General features: G+C 39.5%; 15 protein-coding genes. 14 read left to right on the top strand and 1 reads right to left on the bottom strand.

From position 1 onward, the window contains the following. The first annotated feature begins 18 nt into the window (after positions 1 to 18). The 9 genes from QM887_RS01920 (at position 19) to QM887_RS01880 (ending at position 8,411) form a co-directional block, all read left to right on the top strand. Entirely contained in the window at positions 19 to 390 is a 372-nt protein-coding gene (locus QM887_RS01920) for an Imm51 family immunity protein (protein WP_414270246.1), read from the top strand. 51 nt (positions 391 to 441) lie between these two features. Further along, positions 442 to 1,047, top strand: a complete 606-nt coding sequence (locus tag QM887_RS01915) for a DUF6707 family protein (RefSeq protein ID WP_414270245.1) — start codon at positions 442 to 444, stop codon at positions 1,045 to 1,047. 39 nt (positions 1,048 to 1,086) lie between these two features. Continuing rightward, positions 1,087 to 1,587: an NUDIX hydrolase gene (locus QM887_RS01910; RefSeq protein WP_414270244.1), complete on the top strand. Its 501-nt coding sequence runs from the start codon at positions 1,087 to 1,089 to the stop codon at positions 1,585 to 1,587. After that, the gene (locus tag QM887_RS01905) at positions 1,574 to 2,302 is read left to right on the top strand and encodes a GNAT family N-acetyltransferase (protein ID WP_414270243.1); all 729 of its coding nucleotides are present in this window, start codon (positions 1,574 to 1,576) and stop codon (positions 2,300 to 2,302) included. The genes QM887_RS01910 and QM887_RS01905 overlap by 14 nt, the downstream gene beginning before the upstream one ends. A 41-nt stretch (positions 2,303 to 2,343) precedes the next feature. Continuing rightward, positions 2,344 to 3,243, top strand: a complete 900-nt coding sequence (locus QM887_RS01900; protein WP_414270242.1) for a putative PEP-binding protein — start codon at positions 2,344 to 2,346, stop codon at positions 3,241 to 3,243. After that, on the top strand, positions 3,188 to 3,628 hold the full coding sequence (locus QM887_RS01895; protein WP_414270241.1) for an ASCH domain-containing protein: 441 nt from the start codon (positions 3,188 to 3,190) through the stop codon (positions 3,626 to 3,628). The genes QM887_RS01900 and QM887_RS01895 overlap by 56 nt, the downstream gene beginning before the upstream one ends. Positions 3,629 to 3,750: 122 nt before the next feature. Continuing rightward, positions 3,751 to 6,297 (top strand): M1 family metallopeptidase, encoded by a 2,547-nt coding sequence (locus QM887_RS01890; RefSeq protein ID WP_414270240.1) that lies wholly within the window; start codon positions 3,751 to 3,753, stop codon positions 6,295 to 6,297. Positions 6,298 to 6,412: 115 nt separating this feature from the next. Then, positions 6,413 to 7,084 (top strand): response regulator transcription factor, encoded by a 672-nt coding sequence (locus tag QM887_RS01885; protein WP_075229131.1) that lies wholly within the window; start codon positions 6,413 to 6,415, stop codon positions 7,082 to 7,084. Then, a complete protein-coding gene (locus QM887_RS01880) occupies positions 7,077 to 8,411 on the top strand; it encodes a sensor histidine kinase (protein WP_414270239.1) in 1,335 nt (444 codons plus the stop codon). The genes QM887_RS01885 and QM887_RS01880 overlap by 8 nt, the downstream gene beginning before the upstream one ends. Positions 8,412 to 8,526: 115 nt before the next feature. Here the strand turns inward: QM887_RS01880 and QM887_RS01875 are convergent, their stop codons facing one another. Further along, positions 8,527 to 8,802 (bottom strand): DUF3270 family protein, encoded by a 276-nt coding sequence (locus tag QM887_RS01875; protein WP_414270238.1) that lies wholly within the window; start codon positions 8,800 to 8,802, stop codon positions 8,527 to 8,529. 138 nt (positions 8,803 to 8,940) lie between these two features. On the opposite strand from QM887_RS01875, the gene QM887_RS01870 reads away from it, so the two are divergent. The 5 genes from QM887_RS01870 to QM887_RS01850 all read left to right on the top strand — a co-directional run bounded on the left by QM887_RS01870 (position 8,941) and on the right by QM887_RS01850 (position 13,261). Beyond that, on the top strand, positions 8,941 to 9,870 hold the full coding sequence (locus tag QM887_RS01870; protein ID WP_414270237.1) for a peptidase U32 family protein: 930 nt from the start codon (positions 8,941 to 8,943) through the stop codon (positions 9,868 to 9,870). Between the two features lie 104 nt (positions 9,871 to 9,974). Next, the gene (gene rpiA / locus QM887_RS01865; protein ID WP_414270236.1) at positions 9,975 to 10,658 is read left to right on the top strand and encodes a ribose-5-phosphate isomerase RpiA; all 684 of its coding nucleotides are present in this window, start codon (positions 9,975 to 9,977) and stop codon (positions 10,656 to 10,658) included. A 23-nt stretch (positions 10,659 to 10,681) separates the two neighbouring features. Further along, positions 10,682 to 11,893, top strand: coding sequence for a phosphopentomutase (locus tag QM887_RS01860; protein WP_006148727.1), 1,212 nt, complete (start codon positions 10,682 to 10,684; stop codon positions 11,891 to 11,893). 1 nt (position 11,894) lies between these two features. Further along, positions 11,895 to 12,452: a DUF1697 domain-containing protein gene (locus QM887_RS01855; RefSeq protein ID WP_414270235.1), complete on the top strand. Its 558-nt coding sequence runs from the start codon at positions 11,895 to 11,897 to the stop codon at positions 12,450 to 12,452. After that, on the top strand, positions 12,452 to 13,261 hold the full coding sequence (locus QM887_RS01850) for a purine-nucleoside phosphorylase (RefSeq protein ID WP_414270234.1): 810 nt from the start codon (positions 12,452 to 12,454) through the stop codon (positions 13,259 to 13,261). The genes QM887_RS01855 and QM887_RS01850 overlap by 1 nt, the downstream gene beginning before the upstream one ends. The last annotated feature ends 1 nt before the right edge of the window (position 13,262 follow it).

The following is a 13,262-nucleotide window of genomic DNA, read 5'->3' as shown; positions in this document are numbered from 1 at the left end:
ACAATAAGGAGTTAAGAAATGATAGATTACGAAAACATAAATGAAAAAATTGCCCCTTTTAGCCTGCTTGTATATGATGAGGATCCTAAAAATGTTCGAGGCTCGCTCATTTATTACCCTGATGGAGAATACAGACAGGAAGTGTTTGATACTCGAGAAGAGGAGGGATTTGAAGGAAATGGCTACGATTGGGCATCGCTAGCTTTGGTATTTTTGGAGGAAAAAATGCCTGAATTAAGCGATGCAATAGACTTTGATCCTGAAGGAAGTATGTTTTGTGCCTATTCTTCCAAGGTAGACGCCTTGTCTAGATTTGCTCTTGGCTTTAAAGAGTTTTGCGATGATATCGAAGCTATGAAAGACTTGTTTAGTCGAGCAGAGTTGGATTAATTGACTAAAATCTCTTTAAATTATTTTAAAAAAGAATAGAAAGGATTTCAGATGAAGCTATCAGAAGTAGTTGAGCTAGTGGAAAATCATCCAGACCTACATCCCTATTTAGATAAAATATTAAAAAAGAATAAGAAAACCCAAGCTAGCTATCTCGAATCACTGAATCATCTGGCCTATTTACTTTATCTGGATGGCCAAGAGGAAATGGCTAAGGTATTATTAGATAGGATCATAAAAGTTTCATTTGAAGGGAATTATAACACTTGGACCGTTGTTGATAGCTCTCTAGTTTTATTGGCCTATCTGGAAAGAGAAAAAGAAAATCAAGTACTCGTCTATAAAAAACTCCTTTTATCTCCATTAGAACAAGGGGAGGAATCAACTCAAAAAATAAGAAGGAGAGTTCATCAGAGATTTTTGAATGGTGATAGCTTGGAGCAAAAGCTTGCAAAAATCGAGCAAGCTTCAAGTCCTGAATCGGAAATGGAACGCCGTTTGCTATACTTGACAGATTTATTGAAGATTCACCTTTTTATTGATGAGTCAACTTGTGAAGAGACAGATATCCAAGCAAAAATCGAAGAGAATATGGAGATACTAAAGAAGTATATCAAGGATCATGAAATCTTTAGCCTCTTTCCATATAAGGGATGATGTAAGTTTTCAAACTTGGATTATTAGAAAGAGTGGAATATGGAAATCAAAAAACACTTTGGTGTCTATGGCGTTTGCTATGAGAATGGTAAATTGCTTTGCATTGAGAAAACGAGAGGGCCTTATCAGCATCGTTTTGATTTACCTGGTGGTAGTCAGGAAATCGGTGAGGGTTTGACAGAAACCCTCAAGAGAGAAGTTCTGGAAGAGACAGGATATACACTTAACAGTTACTCAAATCCTAGGGTTTATGACGTGCTGGTTCAAGAAGAGGGGCAAGACTTCGCAGTACATCATATCATGGTCTTTTATGATATAGTACTTGATTTAGAAGGCTCTCAAAAATCCCTTCCTCATGAAGTTCTTGATGGAAGTAACGATTCAGCAAATGCCATTTGGCTTCCTCTTGAGCAGATGACCGAAGAAAATGCCTCACCCTTAGTATTAAAGGCTAAGGCAGAGTTACAAGGATTTCCTGAATTAGAACTGACAAGATATAGAAATTGGAAGGTAAAGATGGGGGATAATGGAACTATTTAAAACATGGAAGAAAAATATGGTTCTCTATGGTCTTAAATCTCAAATTGGAACTGTATACCGAAACAGTGATGGGACAACAAGTTTTTATGATATTGGGAATTTTCTATACCTAGCAGGGGAGTTGAATTCCAGATTTTGGGAAGATTTTGTTAGGAAATATGGTTTAGATTATAAGATTATTATTTCAGAAAATACCAATTGGCAAGATTTTCTGCATCAGAAAGTGGAGCTAATTTCTTTTACTCGCTATTCTTTTAAGGATAAGGCAAATTTTCAAGTTGAATTTCTAAATGATCTAGTTAGTCATTTAGAGGAAGGTTACAATATTGTGCCTATTGATAATCATATTTATAACTGCTTTTTTGAGGAAGAATGGTCACAAGATTTAAAGGGAGATTTTGAGTCCTATCAGGATTTTTCTTTAAAAGGTGGATTTGGCTTTGTGGTTCTTAAAAATAAAGAACTGATTGCTGGGATTTCCTCAGGGTTAGTTTACCGTGGAGCAGTTGAAGTGGAAGTTGCAACTAGACCAAACGAACAAGGAAATGGCTTTGCTAAAAAGCTTGGTGCTGCAATGATTCTAGAGAGTTTAAATAGAGATATGTTTCCTCTTTGGGATGCTCATAACGAGGCTTCCAAAAAAGTAGCAGAATTTTTAGGATATGAGTTAGTTGAACCTTATGAAGCTTTTGAACTAGATGAAAGCGTCATATAATGATATCTGATATTGTATCTTTTAAGACGAGGTGAATGGACATGCAAAATCAACTGGCTCTTAGTGGCGAAAAAATTCTTGAAAAAATTTACCCACAACTATTTCATCATGTTGGTATGATTCGTGGCGAATACTTGTTGAGAGAGCTCAATCAAAACATCCTGTTACCAAGTTGTCAGCAATTTGTAAAAGATTATTTAGACACTATTTGCCATTTGTACTCAGATGAAGAAGTCTGGTATCGCTTTTCAGAGTTAACAAATGCAGAAGCAAATAGTCTAGACGGGACTAAAGAGTATTTTGACGAACGCCACCCCTTATTTGGATATAGAGGGACTAGGCGTTTATTGGCGTGTTCAGATGAATTTCAGGCTGAGGCACATGTCGTTACAGAAGTTTATCAAACCAATCCCAATCTGTCTGTTATTTTTCCTTTTGTCAATGATGCTGAACAGTTAAAACAAGCTATTAGAGTATTGCGCCAGCATTGTTTTACTGGAAAAGTTGGAATAATGATTGAATTACCGTCAGCGTATTTTGACTTAGACAGGATACTGGAAACGGGTATTTCAAAGATTGTAGTGGGAATGAACGATTTGACTTCATTTATTTTTGCGACTGTAAGAAACAGTCAATGGCATGATATGGAAAGTCCCATTATGTTAGAAATGCTGAGACAGATGCAGGATAAGGCAAGGATGAAAAAGATAGATTTCGCTGTAGCAGGCTATCTGAATCCTTCTTTCATACAAAAAATGAATCAAATGGATATCAAATGCATTATCCACTACAGTTCTATTCCGGAGATTTTTAATTTAGAGATTGACCATCCAGATCATCTCAAACGTGTAAAAGAAGAAAGTGAAAAATACAAAGGAGCAACCCATGACACCGCAAGAAATGTGGAATACCTACAAGCAAATCAATCCCTCTATCGGTGATGAGATAGATGCCTGGGCTTTTGGAGTAGAGGCCGATCTCTTGGCAGACTTGGTTTTAAAAGGTGAAAAGACGGCAACTGCATCAGCCTATGATCTTTATGCAGTTGATAACGAACCCCTTCCGCGAGAAGGAACTTTTGATATCATTTTAGACAGTCAAAATCAGGCTGTCTGCATTGTCGAAATTACAAAGGTTTCCGTTCAGCCTTTCCATCAGGTTTCAGCCGACCATGCCTACAAGGAAGGTGAAGGAGACAAATCCTTAGCCTATTGGCGCCAGGTTCATGAGGACTTTTTCACAGACTGCTTGGGTGAAGCAGGTCTGACTTTTACACCTGACAGCAAGGTTGTTTTGGAAGAATTTCGCAAGGTCTACCCTCTGTAGACTACTAGAAGGAAGAAAGTTTTGGAAATCACTGTCCAAAGCTTTTTTCTGACTTAAAATATGATAAAATAGGTATGTTTGAACTAGAGCATTTGCTCAGAAATTTAGAATAGGAGAAAATGATGCAAGCAGTTGAACATTATATTAAACAATTTGTTCCTGAACATTATGATTTATTTTTAGACTTGAGTCGTGAGACTAAGACGTTTTCAGGAAAAGTAACTATTACTGGTCAAGCTAAAAGTGACCGTATTTCCCTTCACCAAAAAGACTTGGAAATTGCTTCTGTTGAAGTAGCAGGGCAATCTCGTCCATTTACAGTTGATAACGAGAACGAAGCTCTTCATATCGAACATACAGAAGCAGGTTCAGTTGATTTGGTCATTGCTTTTTCAGGTAAAATCACAGACAACATGACAGGGATTTACCCATCTTACTACACAGTTGATGGAGTTAAGAAGGAAGTCTTGTCTACTCAGTTTGAGAGCCACTTTGCTCGTGAAGCCTTCCCGTGTGTGGATGAGCCAGAAGCAAAAGCAACCTTTGACCTAGCACTTCGTTTTGACCAAGCTGAAGGTGAGTTGGCCTTGTCTAACATGCCAGAAATTGACGTTGAAAACCGCAAGGAATCAGGTATCTGGAAATTTGAAACAACTCCACGTATGTCTTCTTACTTGCTAGCTTTCGTTGCTGGTGATTTGCAAGGGGTAACTGCTAAAACTAAAAATGGTACTTTGGTAGGTGTATACTCAACCAAGGTACATCCACTTTCAAACCTTGATTTCTCACTAGACATCGCTGTTCGTTCTATCGAATTCTACGAAGATTACTACGGAGTCAAGTACCCAATCCCTCAATCTCTTCACATCGCCCTTCCTGACTTCTCAGCTGGTGCTATGGAAAACTGGGGTCTGGTAACTTATCGTGAAGTTTACTTGGTTGTGGATGAGAATTCAACCTTTGCTAGCCGTCAACAGGTAGCCCTCGTTATTGCCCATGAGCTTGCCCACCAATGGTTCGGTAACCTTGTAACTATGAAGTGGTGGGATGACCTTTGGCTTAATGAAAGTTTCGCTAACATGATGGAATACGTCTGTGTAGATGCCATCGAACCAAGCTGGAATATCTTTGAGGACTTCCAAACAGGTGGAGTACCTCTTGCTCTTGAACGCGATGCGACGGATGGCGTTCAATCTGTTCACGTTGAAGTCAAACACCCAGATGAAATCAATACGCTCTTTGATGGAGCTATCGTTTATGCCAAAGGTAGCCGTCTCATGCACATGCTTCGTCGTTGGCTAGGAGATGCTGATTTTGCTAAAGGATTGCACGCTTACTTTGAAAAACATCAATACGGAAACACTATTGGTCGTGACCTTTGGAACGCCCTCGGACAAGCATCAGGCCGTGATGTAGCAGCCTTTATGGATTCTTGGTTGGAACAACCTGGTTATCCAGTCCTTACTGCCACTGTTGAAAATGATGTTTTGAAGATCTCACAAAAACAATTCTTTATCGGTGAGCATGAAGACAAGAACCGTCTTTGGGTAGTGCCACTTAACAGTAACTGGAAAGGTTTGCCAGATACTCTCGAAACAGAAAGTATCGAAATCCCTGGCTATGCAGCACTTCTTGCTGAAAATGAAGGAGCACTTCGTCTCAACACTGAAAATACAGCCCACTACATTACAGACTATCAAGGTCAATTACTTGATGCTGTGCTTGCAGACCTAGTAGAACTTGATAACACAAGTAAACTTCAAATCGTCCAAGAACGTCGTTTGCTTGCTGAAGCAGGGCACATTTCGTACGCAGACTTGCTTCCAGTAGTGGATCAATTGGCTAAAGAAGAATCTTATCTCGTTGTTTCAGCAGTTTCACAAGTTATCGGAGCGCTTGATCGCTTTATCGATGAAGGAACTGAGACAGAAAAAGCCTTTAAAGCCCTTATTGCTAAACTGGCTTGTTACAACTATGACCGTCTTGGCTTTGAAGCTAAAGAGGGTGAATCTGATGAAGATGAATTGGTTCGTCAATTGACAATTTCTATGATGATTCGTTCAAATGACGAGGAAGCCAGTCAAGTTGCTAGCCAAATTTTCGAAGCCCACAAGGATAATCTTTCAGGACTTCCAGCGGCCATTCGTTCCCAAGTTCTCATCAATGAAATGAAACACCATGAGACTAAGGACTTGGTCGCAACTTATCTCGATCTTTATACTCATGCCACAGATGCTGCCTTTAAACGCCAATTGGCAGCTGCTCTTGCCTACAGTACAGATGCGGATAATATCCAAACCTTGATTGCTTCTTGGAAGGACAAATTTGTGGTAAAACCACAAGATTTGTCTGCATGGTATTATCAGTTCTTAGGTCATAAGGAAACTCAGGAACCAGTTTGGGCTTGGGCGCGTGAAAACTGGGATTGGATTAAGGCTGCTCTTGGTGGAGATATGAGCTTTGATAGCTTTGTTATCCTTCCTGCCCATGTATTCAAGACAGAGCAACGCTTGGCGGAATACAAGGAATTCTTTGAGCCACAACTTTCTGACCTTGCCCTTAGCCGTAACATCGGTATGGGAATCAAGGAAATCGCAGCACGCGTTGAATTGATCAAGCGTGAAAAAGCAGCAGTTGAAGCAGCTGTTGCTCAATATAGCAAAGCTTAAAAGATTCTAGTCTAACTAGATTACAAAAACTCAACTTTCTCTTGGAAAAACAAGGGAAGTTGAGTTTTTTTTAAGATATTTTTGCTATAATAGGTATAATAAGGAGGAATTTTTGATGATCAAGATTCTATTAGTGGAAGATGACCTAGGCCTTTCAAATTCAGTCTTTGACTTTCTGGATGATTTTGCGGATGTCATGCAGGTTTTTGATGGTGAAGAAGGTCTCTATGAGGCTGAAAGTGGCGTTTATGATTTGATTCTGCTTGATTTGATGTTGCCTGAAAAAAATGGTTTCCAAGTCTTAAAAGAATTACGTGAAAAAGGCGTTTCGACACCAGTTCTTATCATGACAGCAAAGGAAAGTCTCGATGACAAAGGTCATGGATTTGAGCTTGGGGCAGATGATTATCTAACAAAACCATTCTACCTAGAAGAACTCAAGATGCGTATTCAGGCCCTTCTCAAACGTTCTGGCAAATTCAATGAAAATACTCTTTCTTATGGTGATTTGACTGTCAATCTATCTACCAATGAGGTTAAAGTCAATGATACTGTTGTTGAACTATTAGGTAAAGAATTTGATCTTTTGGTTTATTTCCTCCAAAATCAAAATGTTATCTTACCAAAAACACAAATTTTTGACCGTTTGTGGGGATTTGACAGTGACACAACCATCTCCGTGGTAGAAGTATATGTATCAAAAGTTCGTAAGAAATTAAAGGGCTCAGTCTTTGCTGAAAACCTCCAAACCTTGCGTAGTGTTGGGTATATTTTAAAACATGTTTAAAAAAATTAAAAAGAATTGGTATGAGGAGGATTTTAGTTACTTTATTCGTAACTTTGGAGTATTTACTCTGATTTTCTCCGCTATGACCTTGATTATCTTGCAGGTTATGCATTCGAGTCTTTATACCTCAGTTGATGAGAAGCTATTGTCACTCAGTGCTAATCCTCAGGATGTTATCCAGTTGGCTGTCAACCGTGCGACAGAAGATGTAAAAGATTTGAATAGTGAATCGGTAGGGCCGCCTTCAAATAACAAACCTACAGTCAGTTCTAATACGGAAGTAATTTTATTGGACTCTAGTTTAAATCAACTAGTAGCTGGAAATCGCTTTTTAGGTCTTGATAGGGTTACATTTAATAAAAAGGATTTGAATCACATTAGACAGCTTCATGTCCAGAATAGCTATGGGCAGGATGAGATTTATCGAGTGATTCTGACTGAGATGAATATTGAATCTGTCTCGACCAATATTAAGTATGCAGCTGTTTTGATTAATACCAGTCAGCTGGAACAAATCAGTCAAAACCATGAGCAATTAATCGTAGTCGTTATGGCCAGCTTCTGGATTATATCCATCCTTGCCAGCCTTTATCTTGCGCGTGTTAGTGTAAAACCCTTGCTTGAGAGTATGCAAAAGCAACAGAGCTTTGTGGAAAATGCCAGTCATGAGTTACGAACTCCACTGGCTGTTCTTCAAAATCGTCTAGAAACTCTTTTTCGAAAGCCTGAGGCTACCATTTTGGAATCAAGCGAGAGTATTGCTTCTAGTTTAGAAGAAGTTCGGAACATGCGCTTTTTAACAACCAATCTTCTTAATCTAGCCCGCCGTGATGATGGTATCAATCCTGAACTAGGAGAAGTACAGCCAAACTTCTTTAACACAACCTTTACCAACTATGAGATGATTGCATCTGAAAATAACCGCGTTTTTCATTTTGAAAATCGTATTCATCGGACCATCATAACAGACAAGCTTCTTCTTAAGCAACTGATGACTATCTTGTTTGACAATGCTGTCAAGTATACTGAAGAAGAAGGAGTTATTCATTTTGTAATCGCGGCTACAGAGCGTAATCTCTATTTGTCAGTGGCTGATGATGGAATCGGTATTTCTGCAGTAGATAAAAAGAAAATTTTTGATCGCTTTTACAGGGTTGATAAGGCTCGTACTCGCCAAAAAGGTGGTTTTGGGTTAGGTTTGTCCTTGGCAAAACAAATTGTTGATGCCCTTAAAGGAACCATCAGTGTCAAAGATAATAAACCTCATGGTACTATTTTTGAAGTAAAAATTGCTATTCAGACACCATCTAAACGTAAAAGTAAATAAGAAAAGGCGGTGAATTAGAAAGTAGTAAACCAAGTATCGCTTTTCTAGTCACAGCCATGTAGTTATCGTGTTACATAAAAAATAGGTCGGGATAAAAATCCCGACCTTTTTGAGTCTAATAAAATTTTTTCTTAATCATAGAACGTTGGAACTTTAGAGCTACCAAACTCAAGGCAATTGCTAGACTAAAAGCCAGAACTGTGTTGAACTTGAGGGCTAAAAAGATAAAGCTAAACAAGGCTAAAAAGACGCAAAAACAAGCAATGTTTACAAAGAAAAGAACTTCCTTCAAACTAGCAACGGAAGTGGTTTCTGGAACATAGTCTTGATAGAGCGCTGTTTGAGTTTCCTCTTCTTCAAACTCATACGGTTGATATTTTCTTACGGGCATGATTCTCTCCTTAACAGTACTCTTTCATTTTACCATTTTTCAAGAAAAAAATTATTACAGTAAGGTTACAAAAAGAATAAGTAAATTTATCATTTTAGGGAATAGCTGATTTTTCAGAAATGTGGTATAATTTTTCTTATGGAAAAGATTATTATTACAGCAACTGCTGAAAGCATTGAACAAGTAAAAGAATTACTAGAGGCGGGAGTTGACCGCATCTATGTCGGTGAGAAAGATTTTGGTCTTCGCCTACCAAAGACTTTTTCTTATGATGAACTGAGAACCATAGCTGGTCTGGTTCATGATGCCGGTAAGGAATTAATCGTTGCGGTCAATGCTCTTATGCACCAAGACATGATGGACCGTATCAAGCCCTTCTTGGACTTTTTAGAAGAAATCAAAACGGACTATATCACAGTTGGGGACGCAGGTGTCTTTTATGTGGTTAACCGTGATAAATATTCTTTCAAAACGATTTACGATGCGTCAACCATGGTCACAAGCAGTCGTCAGATTAACTTCTGGGGACAAAAAGCAGGAGCGTCAGAAGCAGTTTTGGCGCGTGAAATCCCATCAGCTGAACTCTTTAAAATGCCTGAAATTTTGGAAATTCCTGCTGAAGTTTTGGTTTACGGTGCTAGTGTCATCCACCACTCTAAGCGTCCACTCTTGCAAAACTATTATAATTTCACACAGATTGATGATGAAAAATCTCGTCAACGTGATTTGTTCTTAGCTGAGCCAAGTGACCCAGAGAGCCATTACTCTATTTTTGAAGACAATCATGGAACTCATATTTTTGCTAACAATGACCTTGATTTGATGACCAAGTTGACTGAGTTGGTAGAACATGGTTTCACTCATTGGAAGCTTGAAGGTCTCTACACTCCAGGCCAAAACTTTGTAGAAATTGCAAAACTCTTTATCCAAGCGCGTAATTTGATTCAAGAAGGTAACTTTACACATGACCAGGCCTTCTTGCTCGATGAAGAAGTTCGCAAGCTCCATCCTAAAAATCGTTTCTTGGATACTGGATTTTACGACTATGATCCTGATATGGTTAAATAAAATTCACAAAACCCGAAATAAAATGTTCGGGTTTTTCTAGTGTAAGGATGAATTTGAAGCGTATTCATGATATAATAGAAGTAGCTCTATTTGGAGGTGTATAAGTGGAAAATCTGAAAAAATTGGCAGGGATTAAAGCTGCCGAGTTCGTCAAAGATGGTATGGTTGTCGGGCTTGGAACAGGCTCAACTGCCTACTATTTCGTAGAAGAAATAGGTCGTCGTATCAAGGAAGAGGGCTTACAGATTACAGCTGTAACGACTTCTAGTGTGACTAGCAAGCAGGCAGAAGGACTCAATATTCCTCTTAAGTCAATTGATCAAGTGGACTTTGTAGACCTGACAGTTGATGGTGCAGATGAAGTAGACAGTCAGTTTAACGGAATCAAAGGCGGTGGTGGGGCCCTTCTCATGGAAAAGGTTGTCGCAACTCCATCTAAAGAATATATCTGGGTAGTTGATGAAAGTAAGCTAGTAGAGAAACTCGGTGCCTTTAAATTACCAGTAGAGGTTGTTCAATATGGTGCCGAACAGGTCTTCCGTCGATTTGAGCGAGCTGGCTATAAACCGAGCTTCCGCGAAAAGGATGGCCAACGTTTTGTGACGGATATGCAAAACTTTATCATCGATTTGGCCTTGGAAGTGATTGAAGACCCAATTGCTCTTGGACAAGAATTGGACCATGTCGTTGGTGTCGTCGAGCATGGCTTGTTTAACCAAATGGTGGATAAGGTCATCGTTGCTGGACAAGAGGGCGTTCAGATTTTAACTTCAACAAAAGCAAAATAATCAAAATAAAAAGGAGACACACTATGCCAAAATTTAATCGTATTCACTTGGTGGTACTAGATTCTGTAGGAATTGGTGCAGCACCAGATGCTCATAACTTTGTCAACGCTGGTGTTCCTGATGGTGCATCAGACACGCTTGGACACATTTCAAAATCAGTAGGTTTGAATGTTCCAAATATGGCAAAACTTGGTCTTGGGAACATTCCTCGAGAACAAGCCTTGAAGACTGTTCCAGCTGAGAGCAATCCAACTGGTTATGCTACGAAGTTAGAAGAAGTCTCTCTTGGAAAAGATACCATGACAGGTCACTGGGAAATCATGGGTCTTAATATTACAGAACCGTTTGATACTTTCTGGAATGGATTCCCAGAAGAAATCTTGACAAAAATCGAAGAATTCTCAGGTCGCAAGGTCATCCGCGAAGCTAACAAACCATACTCAGGAACAGCTGTCATCGATGACTTTGGACCACGCCAAATGGAAACTGGCGAGTTGATTATCTATACTTCAGCTGATCCTGTTTTGCAGATTGCTGCCCACGAAGACATCATTCCTTTGGATGAACTCTACCGTATCTGTGAATACGCTCGTTCGATTACTTTAGAGCGTCCAGCTCTTCTTGGTCGTATCATTGCCCGTCCTTATGTTGGTGAGCCTGGAAACTTCACTCGTACGGCTAACCGTCGTGACTTGGCTGTCTCTCCATTTGCTCCAACTGTATTGGACAAATTGAATGAAGCCGGTATTGATACATATGCAGTTGGTAAGATTAACGATATCTTCAATGGTGCAGGTATCAACCACGATATGGGTCACAATAAGTCAAATAGTCATGGAATTGATACACTATTGAAGACTATGGGACTTCCTGAATTTGAAAAAGGGTTCTCCTTCACAAACTTGGTAGACTTTGATGCTTTATATGGACACCGTCGTGATCCACACGGCTATCGTGATTGTTTGCATGAGTTTGATGAGCGCTTGCCAGAAATTATGGCAGCAATGAGAGAAGACGATCTTCTTTTGATTACTGCTGACCACGGAAATGACCCAACCTATGCTGGTACTGACCATACTCGTGAATATATTCCACTTTTGGCATACAGTCCATCCTTTAAAGGCAATGGATTAATTCCAGTTGGACACTTCGCTGACATCTCAGCAACGATTGCAGAGAACTTTGGTGTTGAAAAAGCCATGATCGGTGAAAGTTTCTTAGATAAATTAGTTTAAGATGATTCGCTACGCTCTACTTGTTAGGGGAATTAATGTCGGTGGAAAGAACAAGGTGGTCATGGCTCAATTGCGTCAAGAATTGACGGAGTTGGGATTAGAAAATGTAGCAACCTACATCAATAGTGGCAATATTTTCTTTAATAGCATTGTGCCTAGAACTAAATTAATAGAGAATTTACAGGCTTTCTTTGAAAGACGCTATCCATTTATTCAGAGTTTTTCCTTGCTGAGTCTTGAAGACTATGAAAAGGAGCTTAGAAATCTTCCTGATTGGTGGAATCATGTGATGGCTCGCAAGGATGTGCTCTTTTACACTGAGAGCTTGGATGTGGATCAAGTCATCGAGAAAGTGAACAGTTTGGAACTGGTCGATGAAGTGCTTCATTTTGGGAAATTAGGGATCTTCTGGGGTAAATTGTCAGAAGCTAGCTACTCTAAAACAGCTTATCACAAGCACTTGCTTAAGATGCCTTTCTATCGCAATATTACCATTCGTAACGCTAATACCTTTGACAAAATTGGTCAATTTTTAAAACATAAAGAAGGAGATACCTAATGACATTATTAAATAAAATCAATGAAACAGCAGCATTTTTGAAGGGCAAAGGAATCGAAGCTCCTGAGTTCGGTTTGATCCTTGGTTCAGGTCTTGGAGAATTGGCTGAAGAAATTGGAAATGCAGTCGTAGTAGACTACTCTGACATTCCAAACTGGGGTCAATCCACAGTAGTCGGACATGCTGGTAAATTGGTTTATGGTGACCTTGCAGGTCGAAAAGTCTTGGCTCTTCAAGGTCGTTTCCACTTCTACGAAGGAAATCCTCTTGAAGTTGTGACTTTCCCTGTCCGTGTTATGAAAGTCTTGGGCTGCGAAGGTGTAATTGTAACTAACGCTGCTGGAGGTATCGGCTTCGGTCCTGGTACCTTGATGGCTATTACTGACCACATCAATATGACTGGTCAAAACCCATTGATTGGTGAAAACTTGGATGACTTTGGTCCACGTTTCCCTGATATGTCGAAAGCTTACACTCCAGAATACCGTGAGACTGCTCATCAAGTAGCAGACAAATTGGGCATTAAACTGGATGATGGGGTTTATATCGGTGTGACAGGCCCAACTTATGAAACTCCAGCTGAAATCCGTGCCTATAAAACATTGGGAGCGGATGCAGTTGGTATGTCTACTGTTCCTGAAGTTATTGTGGCAGCCCACTCAGGCTTGAAAGTTCTAGGAATTTCATGTATCACTAACCATGCTGCTGGTTTCCAAGAAGAGCTCAACCACGAAGAAGTAGTGGAAGTGACAGAACGCGTCAAAGGCGACTTCAAAGGATTGCTGAAAGCGATTCTTGCAGAATTATAAT

The sequence above is a fragment of the Streptococcus infantis genome, assembly GCF_047460875.1.
Classification (GTDB): domain Bacteria; phylum Bacillota; class Bacilli; order Lactobacillales; family Streptococcaceae; genus Streptococcus; species Streptococcus infantis_AA.
Note: the sequence above shows the minus strand (reverse complement) of the source record. Positions and strands in the feature narration are given on the sequence as shown.